Below are 22,665 nucleotides of genomic sequence, written 5' to 3'. Positions count from 1 at the left end.
TTCAGGCCTTGGCCAACCAATCGCGGTCTTGCAGGAAGTACTCGGTCAGCCGTGCTTCTTCGCTGCCCGGCTCGGCTTTCCAGTCGTAGCTCCAGCGTACTTGCGGTGGCAGGGACATCAGGATCGACTCGGTACGCCCGCCCGATTGCAGACCGAACAGCGTGCCGCGGTCGTAGACCAAGTTGAATTCAACGTAGCGCCCACGGCGGAATTCCTGGAATTCACGCTGTTTGGCGGTAAACGCATCATTTTTGCGGCGCTGCACGATCGGCAGGTAGGCGTCGATGAACGCATCACCGATGGCGCGCATGAACGCGAAGCTGGTGTCGAAGTCCCACTCGTTCAAGTCATCGAAGAACAGGCCGCCGATGCCGCGCGGCTCGTGGCGGTGCTTGATATGGAAGTAGCTGTCACACCAGGCCTTGTAGCGCGAGTAAACATCCGGACCGAACGGCGCGCAGGCCTGCTCGGCGACGCGGTGCCAATGCACGCAGTCTTCTTCATTGCCGTAATAAGGCGTCAGGTCGAAGCCACCGCCGAACCACCAGACCGGTTCTTCGCCTTCTTTTTCAGCGATGAAAAAGCGCACGTTGGCGTGGGACGTCGGCACATATGGGTTGTGCGGGTGAATGACCAGCGACACGCCGAGTGCTTCGAAGCCACGACCGGCCAGCTCTGGCCGATGGGCGCTGGCGGACGGTGGGAGACCGCTGCCGAAGACGTGGGAAAAGTTGACGCCGCCCTTTTCGATGACCGCGCCGTTTTCGATCACCCGGGTGCGACCGCCACCGCCGGCAGGTCGGGTCCAGGCGTCTTCGACGAACTGCGTGCCGCCGTCTTCAGCTTCGAGGGCCGCGCAAATGCGGTCTTGCAGGTCGAGCAGGTAGGCTTTTACGGCCTCGGTGCGGGTCGTCATGTCATCACCTTGAATCGGGCAAAGCTACGCGGCGCTCCATTGGAGCAGGGGCCGGCGCAAATGGGCGCGTAGCATAACATCGCAGGTCGACCCGTCGCAGTTGACGAAGATCAAGGTTAGGAGTTCGATAGGGAGCTTCGCAAGACGACCCAAGGAGTAGGCAGATGGCTAAGCGTATCCAGTTCCGCACCCATGGCGGCCCTGAAGTACTCGAGTATGTCGATTACCAACCCGCCGAGCCCGGCCCGCAGCAAGTGCGCGTCACCAACAAAGCCATCGGCCTGAACTTCATCGACACCTATTTCCGCAGCGGCCTCTATGCACCACCAGCCTTGCCATCGGGCGTGGGTTCGGAAGGTGCGGGCGTGGTCGAGGCGGTGGGCAGTGAAGTCACCCGGTTCAAGGTCGGTGATCGCGTGGCGTACGGCAGCGGTCCATTGGGCGCCTACAGCGACGTTCACGTGTTGCCGGAAGCCAACCTGGTCCTTCTGCCGGACGCGATCAGCTTCGAACAGGCGGCCGGCGTAATGCTCAAGGGCCTGACCGTGCAGTACCTGCTGCGTCAGACGTATGAACTCAAGGGTGGCGAAACCATCCTGTTCCACGCTGCCGCTGGCGGCGTCGGTTCCCTGGCTTGCCAATGGGCCAAGGCCTTGGGCGTGAAGTTGATCGGCACGGTCAGCTCACCGGAGAAAGCCGCACTGGCCAAGGCCAACGGCGCTTGGGCGACCATCGATTACAGCCATGAAAACGTCGCACAGCGCGTACTGGAATTGACTGACGGGAAAAAAGTCCCGGTGGTGTACGACGGTGTCGGCAAAGACACGTGGCTGACTTCGCTTGATAGCACGGCGCCTCGCGGTCTGGTGGTGAGCTTCGGCAATGCGTCGGGCGCGGTAGACGGGGTGAACCTGGGAATTCTGTCGGCGAAGGGTTCGTTGTACGTCACCCGGCCTACGCTCGCGACTTACGCCAATAACGCCGAGAACCTGCAGCGTATGGCGGATGAGCTGTTTGAGATGATCATCAGTGGCAAGTTGAAGGTGGACATCAGCCAGAAGTATCCATTGGCCGAAGCGGCGAAGGCGCAGACCGAGTTGTCGGCACGGCGTACGACGGGTTCCACTGTTTTGTTGCCTTGAGGGCCTCATCGCGAGCAAGCTCGCTCCCACAGGTAGTACGCGATCCCCTGTGGGAGCGAGCTTGCTCGCGATGAACGATGACGCGGTCCTAATCCGGGCGCACAACCTTGCCGGTAGCCAGATCGCGAATCACGCTCGGATTCTTGCGCCCACCCAGATTCCCGCCCAACACGTAATCCACCTGCCCACGGAAATACTGCTCGACGCGAATCCGCGTCCGCGCCGCTGGCTGGCCCTGCGGGTTGGCCGACGTTGAAACCAACGGCCCGACCACCGCGCACAAATCCCGCACCAACGGATGATCGCTGACCCGCAATGCCACCGTTTCATGCACGCCGGTAATCCACTGCGGCAACATATTCTGATGCGGCACCAGCCAGGTGTTCGGCCCTGGCCACGTGCTGGCCATGCGATCCATCCACAATTCAGGAAAGTCTTCGAAGAGGAAGTCGAACTGGCGAATGTTGTCGGCCACCAGAATCAGCCCTTTCTCCATAGAACGACCCTTGATCGCCAGCAGACGATAGACCGCTTCTTCGTCCCACGGGTCGCAACCCAGGCCCCAGACAGCTTCGGTCGGATAGGCAATCACCGCCCCTGCGCGAATGGCTCGTGCGGCTTGTTGCACACGCCAACTGTTGACCATGAAAAAACTCTCCGGAATAAGGCTCTGCGCAGTTTACCGATCTTCCTTATAAAACCTAGCTCACCCGCGCAAACCAGCGCCCGCTTTCGCAGACCGCACGGCCGTCCATTTCCAGCTCCGTCAGCGCTGCCAGCACTTTCGGCAAGGCCCAGCCGCTGGTGACGGACAACGCTTCACTGGTATGGGGCGCCGCGTGAAGCAGCATGAGCAACGGATGTGTCACCGCTTGTGTCGCTGTGGATAACGGCAACTGCTGCCAGCCGCGCAACGCTTCGAGGATATGCTCGATGGTTTCCACCAGTACTGCGCCGTCGCGGATCAGCTGATGACAACCCTTTGCGCCCGGGTGATGAATCGACCCGGGAATCGCATACACCTCGCGCCCTTGTTCCGCCGCCAGCCTCGCGGTGATCAGTGAACCGCTGGCGACACTCGCCTCGACCACCAGCACACCCAGGGATAAACCGCTGATGATCCGATTGCGTCGGGGGAAGTTGCTGGCGGTCGGTCCGGCGTCCAACGGGAACTCTGAAAGCACTGCGCTGCCCGAGGCGATCATGGCATCTGCTAGCCTTCGATTGCGCTGTGGATAAAACTTTTCAAGTCCCGTGCCAAGTACACCGACCGTTCGCCCGCCCACGTCCAAAGCGGCTTGATGCGCGGCGGCATCAATGCCCAGCGCCAAACCGCTGGTAATGACAAAACCGGCGCCGGCCAAACTGCGGGAAAAGGCCGCGGCGGTGTCCATGCCCGGTCGCGACGCGCGACGGCTGCCGACCATCGCCAGTTGCGGTTTTTCCAGAATGCCGGGATCGCCCGCCACAAATAACAGCGGCGGCGCATCACTGATTTCCGCCAACAGTGCCGGATAGTCAGATTGGTCCCACATCAGTAAATGCTGGCCCGGACGCTCTAACCAGGCCAATGCATGGCTCGCGCCATCACGGATTTCACTGGAACGCCTGGCCTCCGCGCAAGCGAGGGGCAAACCCAGCGAACGCCAGGCACTGGCCGGTGCGCTGATAGCCTTGGACGCCGAGCCGAAGGCCTCAAGCAATTTCTTGAAACGCGCAGGACCGAGTTCCGGCAGGCGATGCAAACGTAAACGAGCTTCCAGTTCCGCAGGGGAAACCGGTGCAAAAGCAGACAGCGACATGGATCATCCTTGATCGTTATGAGCCCCGTTCAAACGGGAATAAGCTGTGGATAACTCTGTTGGTAACTTGTGGAGCCTGCTAAGGATTTCGCACCTTGTCCAGCACCGCCAGGGAGCGTGATGCGTTGAGCACCAGCCCGTAGCTGAGCTTGTCGTAGGTGCGGAAAACCATAAGCAGACCGGCGCGCTCATCCGGGATTTTCAGTGGCTGACCGGTGATCCGGTCACGTACGGTTTCGCCGGTTTTCATCACCACCAATACGTTGCCTTCGGCCAAGCCATCGCGCTGGCCCTTGTTCAGCGTGACCACATCCATCGCGCCAATTTGGGTCACCCCGCGCGGCACGTCGATGATCAACCCGTTGATCTCGGTTTTTGGCGCACTGGGCATGAAGGTCGAGTTGATCGAACGCTCTTCACCGCTGAACAAGCGGTCGCCGAGGCGAACTTCCTGAGTGGTGCGTTGCAACGCCAGGGTGGCTACGTCGCCTTCGGTGGCCACAATCTCGCCACCGCCGATGTCGTCGGCATTGATCCCCAAAAATTCTTTACTGACAGGATCGGTGTAGATCTTGCCCTGACGGAAGATGCCGTAAACCGGTTGGGCCGGATCGAAGTGGCCGCGAGCGAAGATTCGGTCACCGGTGCCACTGAGCACGCGTTCGGCATCGCCGGCAACGATATAAGGCGCCTTGTCGAAGTCCTCGACCTTGTCGACGATGCGGTTGCTCAGCAGAAAGCTGTTGATCGATTGCAGCGGAATGCTCGGGATCGCATCGGCAACCGGGCTGCTGCGGATGCGTGGCGACAGCTTGATGGTGCCCCGGGAAGCGCCGCGATTGAGGGTCAGGCGTGGCTGCCCGTTGACGTAGACCAGCGACAGCGAGTCGCCGGGGTAAATCAGATTGGGGTTTTCGATTTGTGGATTGGCCTGCCAGAGTTCCGGCCATTTCCACGGCTCACGAAGGTATTTCCCCGATATGTCCCAGAGTGTGTCACCCGATACCACGGTGTATTGCTGTGGAAAACCTTCCCTGAGTTGCACTTGCCCGTGCGCCAAACCGGCCGAGGCCAGAAGGAGCAAGGCGAGTAGTGATTTCCTCATGCGGTGAATCCCTTTATTATGTGCATTCGCGTAGAACGCCAGAGCCCTCGTGGCTCGCTCCCGACTCTTTACCAAAAAGAGAAGGAAGCTACGTTTTACAACGGTAGCCTGCATCTTCGGACCCGCCAGGCCATCGACCCGACATTACCTCAAACGTGCAGCAATTAAGCTTATGGCCATTTTAGACATCCTCGAATTCCCCGATTCGCGCCTGCGCACTATCGCCAAACCAGTGGCCGTAGTGGACGACGAAGTGCGTCAGTTGGTCGATGACATGTTTGAAACAATGTATGAAGCGCCAGGCATCGGCCTCGCCGCGACCCAGGTCAACGTGCACAAACGTATCGTCGTGATGGACCTCTCCGAAGACCGCAGCGAACCACGGGTGTTCATCAACCCCGAGTTCGAAACCCTGACCGACGAGATGGAGCAATATCAGGAAGGCTGCCTCTCGGTGCCGGGCTTCTACGAAAACGTCGATCGCCCACAGAAGGTCAAAATCAAGGCTCTGGACCGCGACGGCCAGCCTTACGAACTGATCGCCGAAGGCCTGCTCGCCGTGTGCATCCAGCATGAATGCGACCACCTGAACGGCAAATTGTTCGTCGACTACCTGTCCAATCTCAAACGCGACCGAATCAAGAAGAAACTGGAAAAGCTCCATCGCCAGAACGCTTGATGCCCTCCTTTCAAAGGCTTGCTGCGGCAAGCCTTTTTCTTTTGCGAGACCTTTTGAATGACTGAGCCACTGCGCATCGTCTTTGCCGGCACCCCGGAATTCGCCGCCGAACACCTCAAGGCCCTGCTCGACAGCCCTTACGAGATCGTCGCGGTCTACACCCAACCGGACCGTCCGGCGGGTCGCGGGCAAAAGTTGATGCCAAGCCCGGTCAAGCAGTTGGCTCTCGAGAACAACATCCCGGTGCTGCAACCGCCAACCCTGCGCAACGAAGACGCTCAGGCTGAACTGGCCGCGCTCAAGCCGGACTTGCTGGTGGTGGTCGCCTACGGCCTGATCCTGCCGCAAGTGGTGCTGGATATTCCGCGCCTGGGTTGCATCAACAGCCACGCCTCCTTGCTGCCACGCTGGCGCGGTGCGGCGCCGATCCAGCGCGCCGTTGAAGCGGGCGACAGCGAAAGCGGTGTGACCGTGATGCGCATGGAACTGGGCCTCGACACCGGACCGATGCTGCTGAAAGTCACCACACCGATCACCGGTGAAGACACCGGCGGCAGCCTCCACGACCGTCTGGCCGAAATGGGTCCGCCAGCCGTGATTCAGGCGATTGCCGGTCTCGCTGCGGGCACTTTGGAAGGCGAAGTGCAGGACGACAGCCTCGCCACTTATGCTCACAAATTGAACAAAGATGAGGCGCGCATCGACTGGAGCCGCCCGGCGGTTGAGCTGGAACGTCTGGTCCGCGCCTTCAATCCATGGCCGATCTGCCACAGCACGCTGAATGGCGAAGCATTGAAGGTGCTGGCTGCGAGCCTCGCTGAAGGGCAGGGCGCACCGGGGGAAATCCTCGGCGCCAGCAAGGATGGTTTGATCGTCGCCTGCGGTGAGCAGGCCCTGTGTCTGACTCGTCTGCAATTGCCCGGCGGCAAGGCGCTGAACTTCAGCGACTTGTTCAACAGCCGTCGTGAGAAATTCGCCGTCGGCACCGTTCTCGGTCAAGCGGCGGACGCTCAATGAATCCACGTCTGGCCGCCGCCAAGGCACTCGCTGCTGTTCTTAACGGAAAAGCCTCACTCAACAGTTCCCTGCCGACACAAATGGACAAGGTTGAAGACCGTGATCGCGGCTTCACCCAGGACCTGGCGTTCGGCACCGCTCGCTGGCAGCCGCGTTTGTCGGCGCTGGCGGCCAAGTTGCTGCAGAAACCGTTCAAGGCAGCCGACGCCGATGTTGAAGCGCTGTTGCTGGTCGGTCTCTACCAGTTGCTCTACACACGGGTTCCGGCCCATGCCGCCATCGGTGAAACCGTCGGTTGCGCCGAGAAGCTGAAAAAGCCCTGGGCCAAGGCCTTGCTCAACGCCGTGTTGCGCCGCGCCCAGCGTGAAAGTGAAGCGCTGCTGGCCGAGCTGGAACACGATCCAGTGGTGCGCACTGCCCACCCACGCTGGCTGCAAAAATCTCTGAAAGCCTTCTGGCCGGAGCAGTGGGAAGCCATTTGCGCGGCGAACAACGCGCATCCGCCGATGATCCTGCGGGTCAACCGTCGTCATCACAGCCGCGATGCTTACCTCGGGTTGCTGACCGCCGCCGGCGTCGCCGCCACGCCGTGCATTTACAGTCAGGACGGCATCATTCTCGACGCCGCTGCCGACGTGCGCAGCTTGCCGGGTTTCGCCGAAGGCTGGATCAGCGTGCAGGACGAAGCCGCGCAACTGGCCGCCGATCTGCTCGACCTGGCGCCGGGCCAACGGGTGCTGGACGCCTGCTGCGCACCGGGCGGCAAGACCTGCCACATCCTTGAAGCCGAGCCGGCACTCGCCGGCGTGGTAGCGGTGGACCTGGAAGCCAAGCGTTTGGTGCGAGTGCGGGAAAACCTCGCACGCCTGGGCCTGAGCGCCGAACTGATCGCCGCCGACGGCCGCGACACCGCCATCTGGTGGGATGGCAAACCGTTCCAGCGCATTCTGCTGGACGCGCCGTGCTCGGCCACCGGTGTGATTCGTCGTCACCCGGACATCAAGCTGACTCGCCAACCGGACGACATCGCCGCACTCGCGGTGCTTCAGGGCGAACTGCTCGATGCCATGTGGATAACGTTGGAGGTCGGCGGCATCCTGCTTTACGCCACCTGCTCGACGCTGCCGACCGAGAACACCGAAGTCATCGAAGCCTTCCTCGCTCGCACGCCGGGCGCCCGTGAACTGGACCTCGCCACGGCGGCCGGCATCAAGCAGCCACATGGCCGCCAATTGCTGGCCCAGGACGGCGGCCACGACGGGTTCTACTACGCCAAGCTGATCAAGATCGCCGCCGCGCGCGGTTAATGGGTTTTAAGGGAGTGACTGGATGAAAATCATCATCCTCGGCGCAGGGCAGGTCGGCGGTTCGCTGGCAGAACACTTGGCCAGCGAGGCCAACGACATTACCGTGGTCGACACCGACAGCGAACGCCTGCGCGACCTCGGCGATCGGCTGGACATCCGCACCGTGCAGGGCCGCGGCTCGCTGCCAACCGTGCTGCGCCAGGCCGGCGCGGACGACGCCGACATGCTGGTGGCGGTGACCAACAGCGACGAAACCAACATGGTGGCCTGCCAGGTTGCCCACACTCTGTTCCACACGCCGACCAAAATCGCCCGGGTTCGCGAAGCTGCCTACCTGACTCGCTCCGAGCTGTTCGATAACGAAGCGATTCCGGTGGACGTGCTGATCAGCCCGGAGCAAGTGGTCACCAATTACATCAAGCGCCTGATCCAGCATCCGGGCGCCTTGCAGGTGATCGACTTCGCCGAAGGCAAAGCCCAATTGGTGGCGGTCAAGGCGTACTACGGCGGCCCGCTGGTGGGCCAGCAGCTGCGACAGTTGCGTGAACACATGCCGAATGTCGAAACCCGCGTGGCGGCGATTTTCCGTCGTGATCGGCCGATCCTGCCGCAGGGCGATACGGTGATCGAGGCAGACGACGAAGTCTTTTTCATCGCCGCCAAGGCGAATATTCGCGCCGTGATGAGCGAAATGCGCCGTCTCGACGAGAGCTACAAGCGCATCGTCATCGCAGGCGGCGGGCAGATCGGTGAACGTCTGGCCGAAGCCATCGAAAGCCGTTACCAAGTGAAGATCATCGAGATGAACCCGGCGCGCTGCCGTCATCTCTCGGACACCCTCGACAGCACTGTAGTGTTGCAGGGCAGCGCCTCCGACCGCGACTTGCTGATGGAAGAGAACATCGCCGACGCTGACCTTTTCCTGGCCCTGACCAACGACGACGAAGCCAACATCATGTCGTCGCTGCTGGCCAAGCGCCTGGGTGCGAAGAAGGTGATGACCATCATCAACAACCCGGCCTACGTCGACCTGATCCAGGGCGGCGACATCGACATCGCCATCAGCCCTCAATTGGCGACCATCGGCACCTTGCTGGCCCACGTGCGCCGCGGCGACATCGTCAGCGTGCACTCATTGCGCCGGGGCGCGGCGGAAGCCATCGAGGCGATTGCCCACGGTGATGAGAGATCGAGTAAGGTCATCGGCAAGTCCATTGAGAACATTGGCCTGCCGCCGGGCACCACCATCGGCGCGATCATCCGCGACGAAGAGGTGATTATTGCCCACGACGACACAGTGATCGCGGCCGGCGACCATGTGATTCTGTTCCTTGTGGATAAGAAGCATATTCGGGATGTGGAGAAGTTGTTCCATGTGGGACTTAGCTTCTTCTGATCCGAGTTCTGTTGTGACGCGGAAGGCCTCATCGCGGGCAAGCCTTGCTCCTACAGGATTTTTTTCGTTCGGATGTTTTGTGTACGACGCGGACCTGTAGGAGCAAGGCTTGCCCGCGATGGCAATCTGGAAACCACCCATCACTCACAGGAAGTACCAATGATCGAATCCCTGGAAAAAATGCTCGCCAAGGGTGTGGATAACTCATTGCTGCGCTTCGGCCTTGGCAAGGGCTATCTGGATCTTGGGGAAAACGCCAAGGCCGCCGAGCATTTCCAGCGTTGCGTCGAATTCGATCCGAAGTATTCGGCGGCCTGGAAGCTATTGGGCAAGGCCCATCTGGGGCTGAAGGATTTCGCGTCCGCACGTCAGGCGTGGGAACAGGGTCTGGAAGCCGCTCGCGCCCATGGCGACAAGCAGGCCGAAAAGGAAATGACTGTGTTTCTGAAGAAGCTTGAGCGTCAGGCTCACTGATCAGAGATATCGCAGGCCAATGCCCTCGGCATCCACCAGCACCACTTCCATGCGCACCCGCGGCGCGCCTGTGGGTAAGTCCTGCACCTGACCGTACACCACCGCGCCCTTGGGCAAGGTCGACAGGCCCGGATGCTTGACGTAGACGCCTGTCGTCGACAGGTTACGCGTCTGACCGAGGCATTCGCCGAAGCTGTGGTGACTGATCTTGATGCGAAACGATTTGCGGTGTTCGGACATCTTCTGCGCCCTTTATGAACGTGTTGTGGATAACTGAGAAGCCAGATCAAAAGATCGCAGCCTTCGGCAGCTCCTACAGGTTATCCACAGATCATGCCAATCGACTCAGTACCAGCGTTCTTCACCCGGCGGACGCTTCTTGAAGCGCTTCATGCTCCACATGTACTGGCTCGGATACGCCCGCACATAGCGCTCGACCACCTGGCTCATGGCTGCGCAGGACGTCTCGGTATCGGTGCTGTACATGGCATCTGGCGCGGCTTCCAGGATCACTTTGTAACCCGAACCGTCCGGCAGACGTAGCGCATGCAGAAAAACGCCGACCGCTTTGCCGCCGGCGAGCATGTTCGGTACGAACTTGCTGGTCAGGGCCTGGGTAGCGAAGAACGGCACGAAGATCCCGGCAGATTCAGACGGTTCCGGGTCAGCGGGAATGCCCACTGCACCACCTTTGCGCACTTCCTTGATAACACTGAGGATGCCTTCCTTGGTGGAAGCGGCTACCCGGTTACCCAATTGCACCCGTTGCTTGCGCAGCAAATCATCCACAGCCTTCAGCTTCGGCGGGCGATAGAAAATGATCGGTTTGCACTGGCTGCAATAGAAGTGGTTCAACACTTCCCAGTTGCCAAGGTGACTGGTGATGCCGACGACACCTTTGCCGGAGGCGAGGGCGTCCTTTAATACGTCGAGACCTTCGACTTCACGCACCAGGTCGATGGAGCGCTGGGCCGGCCAGATCCAGGCGCAGGCGCTTTCGGTCAGGGACTTGCCGATGTCTTTCAGGCTCTGGCCTACCAGACGCTCACGCTCGGCCGGGTCCATGTCCGGGAAACATTTGGCGAGATTGATCCGCACCACATCGCGGGAACGGTTGGGGGTTTTCCACATCACCCAGCCAATGGCCGAGCCCACTGCCTGCACTGCCCGCCACGGGAGCAGGGCAAACAACCGCAGAGCGCCTACCAGCAAGGCGCCTTTAAACTTATCCACAGGTCACTCCTGATCTTGTGCTGTGCGCGAGGCGGCTATTCTAACCGCCGATCGCCAGCTCCGCGTAACGATCACAATCCTGGGTGTGGTCCATGACCATCCCCGAGGCCTGCATCAGCGCGTAACAAATAGTCGGGCCTACGAACGTGAAGCCGGCCTTTTTCAGGCCTTTGCTCATCTCCACGGCGGTCGGCGTCACGGCCGGCACTTCGCTGCGGTCCTTGAAATGGTTGATCACAGGCTTGCCGTCGACGAAGGACCAGAGAAACTCCACCGGATCCTCCAGCGCCAGCCAGGCCTGGGCATTGCGCCGGGCCGCATTGAGTTTGAGGCGATTGCGAATGATGCCCGGATCGAGCATCAATTCATCGATTTCTGCGTCGCTCATTTGCGCCACGCGTTGTACGTCGAAGCCGAACATTACCTGACGATAGTGCTCGCGTTTACGCAGCACGGTGATCCAGGAAAGGCCGGCCTGGAACCCTTCGAGCAAAAGCAACTCGAACAATCCCTGCGCATCGCGTAGCGGCGTACCCCACTCCTGATCGTGATAAGCCATGTACAGCGGATCTTCGGAACACCAAAAGCAGCGTGGCATAAGGCTCCAGGGGGCGTGCGCAGGACCGAATCGGGTATACTCCCGCTCTTTAAATCGCAGCCCAAGAAACAGGTGAATTTCGTGAGCCAGCCTACGCCAGCCGTGCGTACCTTCCAAGACTTGATCCTCGCCCTCCAGCAATACTGGGCCGAGCAAGGTTGCGTGGTACTTCAGCCCTACGATATGGAAGTAGGCGCCGGGACTTTCCACACTGCCACGTTTCTGCGCGCCATTGGCCCGGAAACCTGGAACGCCGCTTATGTGCAGCCCAGTCGTCGCCCGACTGACGGCCGCTACGGCGAAAACCCGAACCGTCTGCAGCACTACTACCAGTTCCAGGTAGTCCTGAAGCCGAACCCGGACAACTTCCAGGAACTGTACCTGGGCTCCCTGAAGCATGTCGGTCTGGACCCGCTGGTCCACGACATTCGCTTCGTCGAAGACAACTGGGAGTCGCCGACACTGGGCGCCTGGGGTCTGGGCTGGGAAGTCTGGCTCAACGGCATGGAAGTGACGCAGTTCACTTACTTCCAGCAAGCGGGCGGCATCGAGTGCTACCCGGTGACCGGCGAGATCACTTACGGTCTCGAGCGCCTGGCCATGTACCTGCAAGGCGTGGACTCGGTCTACGACCTGGTCTGGGCTGACGGTCCGTTCGGCAAGGTGACCTACGGCGACGTGTTCCACCAGAACGAAGTGGAGCAGTCGACCTACAACTTCGAACAGGCCAACGTCGAGAAGCTGTTCGAACTGTTCGACTTCTACGAAAGCGAAGCCAAGCGCCTGATCGAACTCGACCAGCCGCTGCCGTTGCCGAGCTACGAAATGGTGTTGAAGGCCTCCCACACCTTCAACCTGCTGGATGCGCGCCGGGCGATCTCGGTGACTGCGCGTCAGCAATACATTCTGCGTGTCCGCACCCTGGCGCGTTCCGTTGCGCAAGCCTACCTGCTGGCTCGCGCCAAGCTGGGCTTCCCGATGGCGACCCCGGACCTGCGTGACGAAGTGCTGGCTAAGCTGGAGGCTGCACAATGAGTGCTCAAGATTTTCTGGTTGAACTGGGCACCGAAGAACTGCCACCCAAAGCCCTGAACACCCTGGCCGACGCGTTCCTGGCCGGTATCGACAAGGGCCTGCAAGCCGCTGGCCTGAACTACGAGACCAAAACCGTCTACGCCGCGCCACGTCGTCTGGCTGTGCTGATCACCTCGCTGGCTACCCATCAGCCGGATCGCAGCATCAACCTCGACGGCCCGCCACGTCAGGCCGCGTTCGATGCCGAAGGCAACCCGACTCAAGCGGCTTTGGGCTTCGCCAAGAAGTGCGGCGTCGACCTGAGCGAAATCGATCAGAGCGGCCCGAAACTGCGTTACAGCCAAAGCATCGCCGGCAAACCGACCGCGAGCCTGCTGCCGACCATCGTCGAAGATTCCCTGAACGACCTGCCGATTCCCAAGCGCATGCGCTGGGGTGCTCGCAAGGAAGAATTCGTTCGTCCTACCCAGTGGCTGGTGATGCTGCTCGGTGACCAGGTCATCGATTGCACAATCCTTGCCCAGAAGTCCGGCCGCGATTCCCGTGGTCACCGCTTCCACCACCCGGAAAGCGTACGCATCACCTCGCCGGCCAACTACTTGACCGACCTGCGTGCCGCTTACGTATTGGCCGATGCCAACGAGCGTCGCGAGCTGATCAGCAAGCGCGTCGAAGAGCTGGCGACGATGCAGGAAGGGACGGCGATCGTGCCGCCAGCCCTTCTCGACGAAGTGACCGCGCTGGTTGAATGGCCGGTGCCGCTGGTGTGCTCGTTCGAGGAACGTTTCCTCGACGTGCCGCAAGAAGCCCTGATCACCACCATGCAGGACAACCAGAAGTATTTCTGCCTGCTGGATGCCGACGGCAAGTTGCTGCCACGTTTCATTACCGTGGCCAACATCGAAAGCAAAGACCCGCAACAGATCATCGCCGGTAACGAGAAAGTGGTTCGCCCACGCCTGACCGACGCCGAGTTCTTCTTCAAGCAAGACAAGAAGCAGAAACTCGAAGACTTCAACCTGCGTCTGCAGAACGTGGTGTTCCAGGAAAAACTCGGCAGCGTCTACGACAAGGCCGAGCGCGTTTCCAAACTCGCAGCGTTCATCGCTCAACGCATTGGCGGTAACGCCGCATGGGCTTCCCGTGCAGGCCTGCTGTCCAAGTGCGACCTGGCGACCGAGATGGTCGGTGAGTTCCCGGAGATGCAAGGTGTCGCCGGTTACTACTACGCCCTCAACGACGGCGAGCCGGAAGAAGTCGCTCTGGCGCTGAACGAGCAATACATGCCGCGCGGTGCCGGTGCTGAACTGCCGACCACCCTGACCGGTGCGGCTGTGGCCATCGCGGACAAGCTCGACACCCTGGTCGGCATCTTTGGTATCGGCATGCTGCCAACCGGTAGCAAAGACCCGTATGCCCTGCGTCGTGCTGCACTCGGCGTGTTGCGCATCCTGATCGACAAGAAGCTCGACCTCGACCTGAACGACGCCGTGGCATTTGCCGTGAATGCGTTCGGTACCAAGGTCAAGGCTGCCGGCCTCAACGATTCGGTGCTGGAGTTCATCTTCGACCGTCTGCGTGCCCGTTACGAAGACGAAGGCGTGGATGTCGGGACTTACCTGTCGGTGCGTGCGCTGAAACCGGGTTCGGCGCTGGACTTCGATCAGCGCGTACAAGCGGTAGAAGCCTTCCGCAAATTGCCGGAAGCCGCTGCCCTGGCCGCGGTGAACAAGCGCGTTTCGAACTTGCTGAGCAAGGTCGAAGGCTCTGTTCCTTCGGTCGTGGAAGCCAAGTACTTCGACAACGCCAACGAGTTCTCCCTGTACTCGGCGATCCAGCAGGCTGACCAGGCTGTCCAGCCGATGGCTGCGGCGCGTCAGTACAGCGAATCGCTGGCACGTCTGGCTGCCTTGCGCGAACCAGTGGATGCGTTCTTCGAAGCCGTGATGGTCAACGCGGAAGATGCCAAGGTCCGCGCCAACCGTTATGCGTTGCTGGCGCGTCTGCGTGGGCTGTTCCTCGGCGTAGCCGACATTTCGCTGCTGGGTTGAGGGGCTGCTGTTGAAACTGCTGATTCTCGATCGGGACGGGGTGATCAATTACGACTCCGACGCTTACATCAAGTCGGTGGAGGAGTGGATTCCGCTCCCTGGTTCGATCGAAGCCATCGCGCAGTTGAGCAAGGCCGGCTGGACGGTGGCGGTGGCTACCAACCAGTCGGGCATCGCTCGCGGCTATTACGACATCGCCACCCTGGACGCCATGCACGAGCGCTTGCGCTCGCTGGTGGCGGAGCAGGGCGGTGAAGTCGGGCTGATCGTCTATTGCCCGCACGGGCCGGACGATGGCTGCGATTGCCGCAAACCAAAACCCGGGATGTTGAAAACCATCGCCGCGCATTACAACGTATCGCTGACCAATCTTTGGTTCGTCGGCGATACCCTTGGTGACCTGGAGGCCGCCAAAGCCGTCGATTCTCAGCCAGTTTTGGTAAAGACCGGGAAAGGCGAAAAGACTTTGGGCAAGACCCTACCGGTAGGCACCTTGATTTTTGACGATCTGGCGGCGATTGCCGCAGAACTTATCCACAATTAGAGTGCTTCGATTGTTCCTGACCAAGGATTGATCGGGAGTGCGCTTTATATAGACGGGCAGAGCCCGCACGGTAAACGTCGCCATGTCGATATTGCAGGCCATCAGAACCTTCCTCTTTTACCTGCTGCTGGGCACCAGCTCCTTGCTCTGGTGCAGCCTGAGCTTTTTTATCGCGCCTTTTCTGCCGTTCAAGGCGCGCTATCGCTTCATCAATGTGTACTGGTGCCGCTGCGCCTTGTGGCTGAGCAAGGTTTTCCTGGGCATCAGCTACGAAGTGAAGGGCGCCGAGAACGTGCCTGACCAGCCCTGCGTGATTCAGTCGAACCACCAGAGCACGTGGGAGACGTTCTTTCTATCGGCCTACTTTGAGCCATTGAGCCAGGTACTTAAGCGCGAACTGCTCTTCGTTCCGTTTTTCGGCTGGGCCATGGCCATGCTGCGGCCGATCGCCATCGACCGCGACAACCCGAAAGCGGCACTCAAGCATGTGGCGAAGAAGGGCGATGAACTGCTGAAGGATGGTGTCTGGGTCCTGATCTTCCCAGAGGGAACGCGCGTTCCTTACGGCACCATCGGAAAGTTCTCTCGGGGTGGTACCGCTTTAGCCGTCAACGCCGCACTTCCCGTTCTGCCGATTGCGCACAATGCTGGCAAGTTCTGGCCGAAAACCGGTTGGGCGAAGAAGCAGGGCGTCATTACCGTGATCATCGGCGCACCCATGTATGCCGAGGGTAGCGGGCCGCGAGCAATTGCCGAGCTGAATGATCGGGTCCAGGCCTGGAACGAGCAGATGCAACGTGAAATGGGCTCGCTGCCGGCAGCCCCGCAAGCCCCGACTGCTAGCGATCAAGTGGCTGTCTGAGATTCTGTGGATAACCTGTGTACCGTTTTGTTGGAAAGCGTCTGATTTAGTTTGTAGGTTCATGATTTATATACATATTTCATAAACCCATAAAAAACCGAAAAAGGTGCATAAGTTTTTTTCGGACGTAAAAAAACCGGCTGATATAGCCGGTTTTTTTATGCCTGCGATAACGTGTTTCAATCGTTGAACAACAGCAAGATTGGATTGTTTCCACAGCCATTTACGGAAAATAAAAAAGGCCAACGCTTGAGCGTTGGCCTTTTTCGTTTGGCAGGTCCGCTGGATCAGAAGTCCAGGTTAGAAACCGCCAAGGCGTTGCTTTCGATGAAGTCACGACGAGGCTCGACCGCATCACCCATCAGGGTGTTGAAGATCTGGTCCGCGCCAATGGCGTCTTCGATAGTCACTTTGAGCATCCGGCGCTGTGCTGGGTCCATGGTGGTTTCCCACAGCTGATCCGGGTTCATTTCGCCCAGACCTTTGTATCGCTGGATGGTGTGACGCTTGGTGCTTTCGGCCATCAGCCACTCAAGGGCTTCCTTGAACTCGGTGACCGGCTTCTTGCGCTCGCCACGCTGGATATACGCGCCGTCGTCCAGCAAGGTGCTCAATTGAGCGCCCAGCGATACAACGGTCTTGTAGTCGTTACTGCCGAAGAAGTCGCGGTTGAAGGTGACATAGTTCGACAGGCCGTGAGAGATCAGTTCGACCTCTGGCAGCCAGACGTTACGTTCACGGTCTTCACGCAGGCTGGCTTTGTAAACCAGGCCGGACTTCTCGACGGTGCGCAGGCGAACTTCGTACTGGGCCATCCAATCTTGCATCGCTGCGTGATCGGACAATTGCTCCAGGCTGACAGCCGGCAGGTAGATGAAGTGCTCGGTCAGCTCCTGTGGGTACAGGCGCGACAGACGCTTGAGGGTCTTCATTACCAGACGGAAGTCATTCACCAGACGCTCGAGGGCCGGTCCGGAAATACCCGGGGCTTCCTCGTTCAGGTGCAGGCTCGCATCTTCCAGGGCCGACTGCGTCATGTACTCTTCCATGGCGTCGTCGTCTTTGATGTATTGCTCTTGCTTGCCTTTCTTGACCTTGTACAGCGGCGGCTGGGCGATGTAGATGTAGCCGCGCTCGATCAGCTCCGGCAACTGACGGAAGAAGAAGGTCAGCAGCAGGGTACGGATGTGCGAACCGTCGACGTCAGCATCGGTCATGATGATGATGTTGTGGTAACGCAGCTTCGCGATGTTGTACTCGTCGCGACCAATGCCGCAGCCCAGCGCGGTGATCAAGGTGCCCACTTCTTGCGAAGAGATCATCTTGTCGAAACGCGCCTTCTCGACGTTCAGGATCTTGCCCTTGAGAGGCAGGATGGCTTGGGTCCGACGGTTGCGTCCCTGCTTGGCGGAGCCGCCAGCAGAGTCACCTTCCACGAGGTACAGTTCGGAAAGGGCAGGGTCTTTTTCCTGGCAGTCAGCCAGTTTGCCCGGCAGGCCGGCGATATCCAGCGCGCCTTTACGACGGGTCATCTCACGGGCTTTACGCGCCGCTTCACGAGCGCGAGCCGCGTCGATCATCTTGCCGACGACCAGTTTGGCTTCGTTCGGGTTTTCCAGCAGGAAGTCGGAGAAGTACTTGCCCATTTCCTGTTCGACCGCAGTCTTCACTTCGGAAGAAACCAGCTTGTCTTTGGTCTGGGAGCTGAACTTCGGATCCGGCACTTTTACCGAGATGATCGCGGTCAGGCCTTCACGAGCATCGTCACCGGTGGTCGCGACTTTGTGCTTCTTCGCCAGACCTTCGGCTTCGATGTAGGTGTTCAGGTTACGCGTCAGAGCGGAACGGAAACCCACTAGGTGAGTACCGCCATCGCGCTGTGGAATGTTGTTGGTGAAGCACAACAGGTTCTCGTTGAAGCTGTCGTTCCACTGCAAGGCGATTTCCACGCCGATGCCGTCTTCGCGCTGGATGTTGAAGTGGAACACCTGGTTGACCGGGGTCTTGTTGGTGTTCAGGTATTCAACGAACGCACGCAGGCCGCCCTCGTACTTGAACAGCTCTTCCTTGCCGCTGCGCTCATCCTTGAGGACGATGCCGACACCGGAGTTGAGGAAGGACAGTTCACGAATCCGCTTGGCCAGGATATCCCAGCTGAAATGGATGTTCTTGAAGGTCAGGTCAGACGGTTTGAAGTGAATCTGGGTACCGGTGGTTTCGCTTTCACCGACAATTTTCATCGGTTCTTGTGGAACACCGTGAATGTAGGTCTGTTCCCAGATCTTGCCACTGCGGCGAACGGTCAAGACCAGCTCTTCGGACAGGGCGTTCACAACCGACACACCTACACCGTGCAGGCCGCCGGATACTTTGTAGGAGTTGTCGTCGAACTTACCGCCGGCGTGCAGCACGGTCATGATGACCTCGGCTGCCGAGACGCCTTCTTCTTTGTGCACGTCTACCGGGATGCCACGACCGTTGTCGCGAACGGTGATGGATTCGTCCGGGTGGATGATGATGCTGATGTCATCGCAGTGGCCAGCGAGCGCTTCATCGATGGAGTTGTCGACTACCTCGAAGACCATGTGGTGCAGACCGCTACCATCGTCGGTGTCACCAATGTACATACCGGGACGTTTGCGTACGGCATCCAGGCCTTTCAGCACTTTAATGCTCGTTGAGTCGTAGGTATTCGTATTTTCTTCGCTCAATGCCTTCACTCCCGATGGTCGTGGGTCTGGGTGATACGGCCCTGTTCCACGTGGAACAGAGCGACTGGCGTTTCCGTCTGCCAGCCTTCCCTCAATAATTCGTGATCTACACAGGTGATAAACACCTGGCAGCGTAAGTCTTCCAGCAAGCGGCAAAGCGCGCGGCGGTGGTGCTCGTCCAGTTCGGACGGCAGGTCATCCACCAGATAAATACACTGGCCGCGTCGGGCCTGGCTAACCAAGTGCCCTTGGGCAATCCGCAATGCACAAACCACCAGCTTCTGCTGACCGCGAGACAAGATGTCCGCGGCATTATGTGCGCCCAATCTAAGACGCAAATCAGCACGCTGTGGTCCGGCCTGGGTATGACCCATTTGCTGATCCCGCTGAAGGGACCCGGCGAGCACTGCACTCAGCTCTCGGTCTTTGTCCCAACCTCGGTAATAGCTGAGCGTTAAGCCCTCGAGCTCAACCAGTTCGCTCAAGGTCTGTTCAAAGACTGGTTTCAAGGCTTTGATATAAGCGCGGCGGTATTCATCAATTTCAGCGCTGGCCTGGCACAGTTCCCTGTCCCAAACCGCTTGCGAAACGGCGTCAAGTGTACCATGCCGCAGCCAAGAGTTTCTCTGGCGCAGGGCCTTCTGCAAGCGCTGCCAGGTGGACATGAATCGTGGTTCCACGTGGAACACGCCCCAGTCGAGAAACTGCCGGCGAATCTTCGGTGCGCCTTCCAGCAAGCGGAAGCTATCAGGGTTGATCAGCTGCAGCGGCAGGATTTCCGCCAGTTGCGCCGCGCTGCGAGCATTCTGCCCGTCAATGCGAATCTGGAACTCCCCTTGACGGTCGCGGGAGATCCCCAAGGCGCTGTGCCCACCCTCGGCCATCTCTACCTGACCAAACACCGTACAGGCGAGCTGCTCGTACTGGATGACCGGTAACAGGCGGGTGCTACGAAACGAACGGGCAAGCCCCAGCAGATGAATGGCTTCCAGAACACTGGTTTTGCCGCTGCCGTTGGCGCCGTAAAGAATGTTGATTCGGGGGGAGGGGGAGAAGGTCACCGGGTGCAGATTGCGCACCGCGGTGACCGAGACGCGACTTAAGGACATCTAGCTTCTGCTGAGCATGATTACAGACGCATCGGCATGACAACGTAGGCCGAGTCGTCGTTGTCGGACTCTTGCACCAGCGCACTGCTGTTGGAGTCGGACAGGATCAGACGAACCTGCTCAGTCGTCATGACGCCCAACACGTCCAGCAGGTAGCTCACGTTGAAGCCGATTTCCAGATTGCCGCCGTTGTACTCGACGCCCACTTCTTCTTCCGCTTCTTCCTGTTCCGGGTTGTTCGCCTGGATCTTCAGCTGACCATTGGCCAGTTGCAGACGGATGCCGCGGTACTTCTCGTTGGACAGAATCGCGGTACGGCTGAACGCTTCACGCAGGGCCTGGCGGTCGCCGAGTACCAGCTTGTCGCCACCTTTCGGCAGAACGCGCTCGTAGTCCGGGAATTTGCCGTCGACCAGTTTCGAGGTGAAGGTGAACTCACCGGTGGTGGCGCGGATGTGATGCTGGCCCAGGACGATGCTGACAATGCCGTCCGGCTCAGTCAGCAGGCGCGCCAACTCAAGGATACCTTTACGTGGCACGATGACCTGGTGGCGATCCGGCTGACCGATATCAGCCTTCATCGAGCACATGGCCAGACGGTGACCGTCAGTGGCCACGGCGCGGATGATGCCTTCAGAAACTTCCAGCAGCATACCGTTCAGGTAGTAACGCACGTCTTGCTGGGCCATGGCGAAGCTGGTGCGTTCGATCAGGCGACGCAGTTTGCTTTGCTCAAGGCTGCAGGTCAGCGAGCCAGGGCCTTCTTCCACAGTCGGGAAATCGTTAGCCGGCAGGGTCGACAGGGTGAAGCGGCTACGGCCGGCCTTCACCACGAGCTTCTGCTCGTCGACCTTGATGTCGATCAACGCGTCGTTTGGCAAGCTTTTGCAGATATCCATCAGCTTGCGCGCAGGCACAGTGATGGAACCTGGATCGGCAGGCTCTTCGAGTTGTACACGACCGACCAGCTCGACTTCCAGGTCGGTACCGGTCAGCGACAATTGCTGGCCTTCGACAACCAGCAGCACGTTGGAGAGCACCGGCAAGGTCTGTCGGCGCTCGACGACGCCTGCGACCAGTTGCAGGGGTTTCAACAGGGCTTCGCGTTGAATGGTGAAATGCATGGTCTAGTCCCTTGCCTTAATAAGCTGCGCTGGTGTTCATCAAGTGGTCAGTGTACGCAGCAGGTTCTTGTAGTCCTCGCGGATGTCCGCGTCGGATTCCTTAAGTTCGTTGATCTTGCGGCAGGCGTGCAAAACGGTTGTGTGGTCACGGCCGCCAAACACATCGCCGATTTCCGGCAGACTGTGGTTAGTCAACTCTTTGGACAACGCCATTGCAACCTGACGCGGACGTGCGACCGAGCGTGAACGACGCTTGGACAGCAGATCGGAGATCTTGATCTTGTAGTACTCGGCGACCGTGCGCTGAATGTTATCCACAGAGACCAGTTTGTCTTGCAGTGCCAACAGATCTTTCAGGGATTCGCGAATCAACTCGATGGTGATATCGCGGCCCATGAAGTGCGAGTGGGCGATCACGCGTTTGAGTGCGCCTTCCAGCTCACGGACGTTGGAACGAATACGCTGGGCAATGAAGAACGCCGCGTCATGGGGCAGATCGACTTTGGCCTGATCGGCCTTTTTCATCAGGATCGCCACACGGGTTTCCAGTTCCGGCGGCTCGACGGCTACCGTCAGGCCCCAGCCGAAGCGGGATTTCAGGCGCTCTTCAAGGCCTTCGATTTCTTTCGGGTAGCGGTCACTGGTGAGAATGACCTGCTGGCCACCTTCAAGCAGGGCATTGAAGGTGTGGAAAAACTCTTCCTGGGAACGTTCTTTACGGGCGAAGAACTGAATGTCATCGATCAGCAATGCATCCACCGAACGGTAGAAGCGCTTGAACTCGTTGATCGCATTCAGCTGCAGGGCCTTGACCATGTCGGCCACGAAACGCTCGGAATGCAGGTACACAACCTTGGCATTCGGATTCTTCTTTAATAGGTGGTTACCCACAGCGTGCATCAAGTGGGTTTTACCCAAGCCGACGCCACCATAAAGGAAGAGCGGGTTGTAACCGTGCTTGGGATTATCCGCCACTTGCCAGGCCGCAGCCCGGGCCAGTTGGTTGGACTTGCCCTCGACGAAGTTTTCGAAGGTGAAGGTGCGGTTCAGATAGCTGGTGTGCTTGAGCGCACCTTCAACCTGCACCGTACGCTGTTCGGCGCGAATCGGTGCCTGTTGCGAACTGGCCCCGGCCATCGGGTCGAAGCTGTCTCGCGATGGCTCTTCATTAACCTCGGCAACTTTTTGCGTCGCACGCTTGGTCGGAGCCGCTACCTGGGCTGGCGCCGGGGCGCTGACAGGTGCTTGAGCGGCCTGAGCCTGTGAAGCAGCGGCGGCCAACGGAGCGTTCGGGGCGGCACGCGGTGCCGAACTGCGTTTGCTGCCTATTAATAAGGACAGCGCCGGCGCCATGCCATTGCCATGCTCATCCAGCAGTTCAAGGACGCGGCCCAGGTACTTTTCGTTGACCCAGTCGAGAACAAAACGATTCGGTGCGTAGACACGCAACTCGTCGCCTTCGGCTTCGACCTGTAGTGGACGGATCCAAGTGTTGAATTGTTGGGCAGGCAGCTCATCGCGCAAAAGCTCCACGCACTGCTGCCAAAGTTCCACTGACAC

At 59.5% G+C, this 22,665-nt stretch carries 21 protein-coding genes; 10 read left to right on the top strand and 11 right to left on the bottom strand.

The window, feature by feature from the left end; all coding sequences use genetic code 11:
- Position 1: 1 nt before the first annotated feature.
- Positions 2-916 (bottom strand): oxygen-dependent coproporphyrinogen oxidase, encoded by a 915-nt coding sequence (hemF, locus tag ACA079_RS00105; protein ID WP_033059730.1) that lies wholly within the window; start codon positions 914-916, stop codon positions 2-4.
- A 164-nt stretch (positions 917-1,080) separates the two neighbouring features.
- On the opposite strand from hemF, the gene ACA079_RS00100 reads away from it, so the two are divergent.
- Positions 1,081-2,058, top strand: coding sequence for an NADPH:quinone reductase (locus ACA079_RS00100; RefSeq protein WP_497702177.1), 978 nt, complete (start codon positions 1,081-1,083; stop codon positions 2,056-2,058).
- 88 nt (positions 2,059-2,146) lie between these two features.
- On the opposite strand, the gene tsaC is transcribed toward ACA079_RS00100, so the two are convergent.
- From tsaC to ACA079_RS00085, 3 genes are all read right to left on the bottom strand, one after another.
- Positions 2,147-2,704, bottom strand: coding sequence for an L-threonylcarbamoyladenylate synthase type 1 TsaC (gene tsaC / locus ACA079_RS00095; RefSeq protein WP_497702176.1), 558 nt, complete (start codon positions 2,702-2,704; stop codon positions 2,147-2,149).
- A gap of 55 nt (positions 2,705-2,759) precedes the next feature.
- A complete protein-coding gene (gene dprA, locus ACA079_RS00090; RefSeq protein WP_497702175.1) occupies positions 2,760-3,860 on the bottom strand; it encodes a DNA-processing protein DprA in 1,101 nt (366 codons plus the stop codon).
- 79 nt (positions 3,861-3,939) lie between these two features.
- The gene (locus tag ACA079_RS00085) at positions 3,940-4,965 is read right to left on the bottom strand and encodes a LysM peptidoglycan-binding domain-containing protein (protein WP_497702174.1); all 1,026 of its coding nucleotides are present in this window, start codon (positions 4,963-4,965) and stop codon (positions 3,940-3,942) included.
- Between the two features lie 172 nt (positions 4,966-5,137).
- On the opposite strand from ACA079_RS00085, the gene def reads away from it, so the two are divergent.
- From def to ACA079_RS00060, 5 genes are all read left to right on the top strand, one after another.
- The gene (def, locus tag ACA079_RS00080) at positions 5,138-5,644 is read left to right on the top strand and encodes a peptide deformylase (RefSeq protein ID WP_046056612.1); all 507 of its coding nucleotides are present in this window, start codon (positions 5,138-5,140) and stop codon (positions 5,642-5,644) included.
- A gap of 57 nt (positions 5,645-5,701) precedes the next feature.
- Positions 5,702-6,661, top strand: coding sequence for a methionyl-tRNA formyltransferase (gene fmt / locus ACA079_RS00075; protein WP_497702173.1), 960 nt, complete (start codon positions 5,702-5,704; stop codon positions 6,659-6,661).
- Positions 6,658-7,968: a 16S rRNA (cytosine(967)-C(5))-methyltransferase RsmB gene (gene rsmB / locus ACA079_RS00070; RefSeq protein ID WP_497702172.1), complete on the top strand. Its 1,311-nt coding sequence runs from the start codon at positions 6,658-6,660 to the stop codon at positions 7,966-7,968. The genes fmt and rsmB overlap by 4 nt, the downstream gene beginning before the upstream one ends.
- 22 nt (positions 7,969-7,990) lie before the next feature.
- Positions 7,991-9,364 (top strand): Trk system potassium transporter TrkA, encoded by a 1,374-nt coding sequence (gene trkA / locus ACA079_RS00065; RefSeq protein ID WP_497702171.1) that lies wholly within the window; start codon positions 7,991-7,993, stop codon positions 9,362-9,364.
- Between the two features lie 159 nt (positions 9,365-9,523).
- Complete coding sequence (locus ACA079_RS00060; protein ID WP_056738491.1) at positions 9,524-9,838, top strand: tetratricopeptide repeat protein; 315 nt, start codon at positions 9,524-9,526, stop codon at positions 9,836-9,838.
- Here ACA079_RS00060 and ACA079_RS00055 read toward each other — a convergent pair whose 3' ends face one another.
- The 3 genes from ACA079_RS00055 to tag form a co-directional block, all read right to left on the bottom strand.
- On the bottom strand, positions 9,839-10,078 hold the full coding sequence (locus ACA079_RS00055; protein ID WP_046056616.1) for a PilZ domain-containing protein: 240 nt from the start codon (positions 10,076-10,078) through the stop codon (positions 9,839-9,841). It lies immediately after the preceding gene.
- 105 nt (positions 10,079-10,183) lie between these two features.
- Positions 10,184-11,071 carry a lysophospholipid acyltransferase gene (locus ACA079_RS00050; RefSeq protein ID WP_497702170.1) on the bottom strand — a complete coding sequence of 296 codons (888 nt, stop codon included), beginning with the start codon at positions 11,069-11,071 and terminating at the stop codon, positions 10,184-10,186.
- Positions 11,072-11,111: 40 nt separating this feature from the next.
- Positions 11,112-11,669, bottom strand: coding sequence for a DNA-3-methyladenine glycosylase I (gene tag / locus ACA079_RS00045; RefSeq protein ID WP_415772409.1), 558 nt, complete (start codon positions 11,667-11,669; stop codon positions 11,112-11,114).
- An 81-nt stretch (positions 11,670-11,750) separates the two neighbouring features.
- On the opposite strand from tag, the gene glyQ reads away from it, so the two are divergent.
- The 4 genes from glyQ to ACA079_RS00025 all read left to right on the top strand — a co-directional run bounded on the left by glyQ (position 11,751) and on the right by ACA079_RS00025 (position 16,161).
- Complete coding sequence (glyQ, locus tag ACA079_RS00040; protein WP_461967480.1) at positions 11,751-12,704, top strand: glycine--tRNA ligase subunit alpha; 954 nt, start codon at positions 11,751-11,753, stop codon at positions 12,702-12,704.
- Entirely contained in the window at positions 12,701-14,755 is a 2,055-nt protein-coding gene (gene glyS, locus ACA079_RS00035) for a glycine--tRNA ligase subunit beta (protein ID WP_497702169.1), read from the top strand. The genes glyQ and glyS overlap by 4 nt, the downstream gene beginning before the upstream one ends.
- 4 nt (positions 14,756-14,759) lie before the next feature.
- Positions 14,760-15,299: a D-glycero-beta-D-manno-heptose 1,7-bisphosphate 7-phosphatase gene (gmhB, locus tag ACA079_RS00030; protein WP_197281768.1), complete on the top strand. Its 540-nt coding sequence runs from the start codon at positions 14,760-14,762 to the stop codon at positions 15,297-15,299.
- 82 nt (positions 15,300-15,381) lie between these two features.
- Positions 15,382-16,161, top strand: coding sequence for a lysophospholipid acyltransferase family protein (locus ACA079_RS00025; protein WP_497702168.1), 780 nt, complete (start codon positions 15,382-15,384; stop codon positions 16,159-16,161).
- A 287-nt stretch (positions 16,162-16,448) separates the two neighbouring features.
- Here ACA079_RS00025 and gyrB read toward each other — a convergent pair whose 3' ends face one another.
- Genes gyrB through dnaA form a run of 4 tightly spaced genes read right to left on the bottom strand, consistent with a single transcriptional unit; the run spans position 16,449 to position 22,665 of the window.
- The gene (gene gyrB / locus ACA079_RS00020; protein ID WP_497702167.1) at positions 16,449-18,872 is read right to left on the bottom strand and encodes a DNA topoisomerase (ATP-hydrolyzing) subunit B; all 2,424 of its coding nucleotides are present in this window, start codon (positions 18,870-18,872) and stop codon (positions 16,449-16,451) included.
- Between the two features lie 5 nt (positions 18,873-18,877).
- Entirely contained in the window at positions 18,878-19,981 is a 1,104-nt protein-coding gene (gene recF / locus ACA079_RS00015; RefSeq protein ID WP_056738504.1) for a DNA replication/repair protein RecF, read from the bottom strand.
- Between the two features lie 20 nt (positions 19,982-20,001).
- Positions 20,002-21,105 (bottom strand): DNA polymerase III subunit beta, encoded by a 1,104-nt coding sequence (dnaN, locus tag ACA079_RS00010; protein ID WP_008155702.1) that lies wholly within the window; start codon positions 21,103-21,105, stop codon positions 20,002-20,004.
- 39 nt (positions 21,106-21,144) lie between these two features.
- Positions 21,145-22,665: a chromosomal replication initiator protein DnaA gene (gene dnaA / locus ACA079_RS00005; RefSeq protein ID WP_046056621.1), complete on the bottom strand. Its 1,521-nt coding sequence runs from the start codon at positions 22,663-22,665 to the stop codon at positions 21,145-21,147.

This window comes from Pseudomonas sp. LBUM1645, from assembly GCF_059716185.1.
Note: the sequence above shows the minus strand (reverse complement) of the source record. Positions and strands in the feature narration are given on the sequence as shown.

Bases quoted from the DNA above. Each gene is read 5' to 3' on its own strand.
- ACA079_RS00100 (WP_497702177.1), top strand. From the start codon at position 1,081: ATGGCTAAGCGTATCCAGTTCCGCACCCATGGCGGCCCTGAAGTACTC.
- tag (WP_415772409.1), bottom strand. From the start codon at position 11,669: ATGCCACGCTGCTTTTGGTGTTCCGAAGATCCGCTGTACATGGCTTAT.
- ACA079_RS00060 (WP_056738491.1), top strand. From the start codon at position 9,524: ATGATCGAATCCCTGGAAAAAATGCTCGCCAAGGGTGTGGATAACTCA.
- recF (WP_056738504.1), bottom strand. From the start codon at position 19,981: ATGTCCTTAAGTCGCGTCTCGGTCACCGCGGTGCGCAATCTGCACCCG.
- ACA079_RS00085 (WP_497702174.1), bottom strand. From the start codon at position 4,965: ATGAGGAAATCACTACTCGCCTTGCTCCTTCTGGCCTCGGCCGGTTTG.
- glyS (WP_497702169.1), top strand. From the start codon at position 12,701: ATGAGTGCTCAAGATTTTCTGGTTGAACTGGGCACCGAAGAACTGCCA.
- trkA (WP_497702171.1), top strand. From the start codon at position 7,991: ATGAAAATCATCATCCTCGGCGCAGGGCAGGTCGGCGGTTCGCTGGCA.
- hemF (WP_033059730.1), bottom strand. From the start codon at position 916: ATGACGACCCGCACCGAGGCCGTAAAAGCCTACCTGCTCGACCTGCAA.
- dnaN (WP_008155702.1), bottom strand. From the start codon at position 21,105: ATGCATTTCACCATTCAACGCGAAGCCCTGTTGAAACCCCTGCAACTG.
- rsmB (WP_497702172.1), top strand. From the start codon at position 6,658: ATGAATCCACGTCTGGCCGCCGCCAAGGCACTCGCTGCTGTTCTTAAC.
- ACA079_RS00055 (WP_046056616.1), bottom strand. From the start codon at position 10,078: ATGTCCGAACACCGCAAATCGTTTCGCATCAAGATCAGTCACCACAGC.
- def (WP_046056612.1), top strand. From the start codon at position 5,138: ATGGCCATTTTAGACATCCTCGAATTCCCCGATTCGCGCCTGCGCACT.
- ACA079_RS00025 (WP_497702168.1), top strand. From the start codon at position 15,382: ATGTCGATATTGCAGGCCATCAGAACCTTCCTCTTTTACCTGCTGCTG.
- fmt (WP_497702173.1), top strand. From the start codon at position 5,702: ATGACTGAGCCACTGCGCATCGTCTTTGCCGGCACCCCGGAATTCGCC.
- tsaC (WP_497702176.1), bottom strand. From the start codon at position 2,704: ATGGTCAACAGTTGGCGTGTGCAACAAGCCGCACGAGCCATTCGCGCA.
- dprA (WP_497702175.1), bottom strand. From the start codon at position 3,860: ATGTCGCTGTCTGCTTTTGCACCGGTTTCCCCTGCGGAACTGGAAGCT.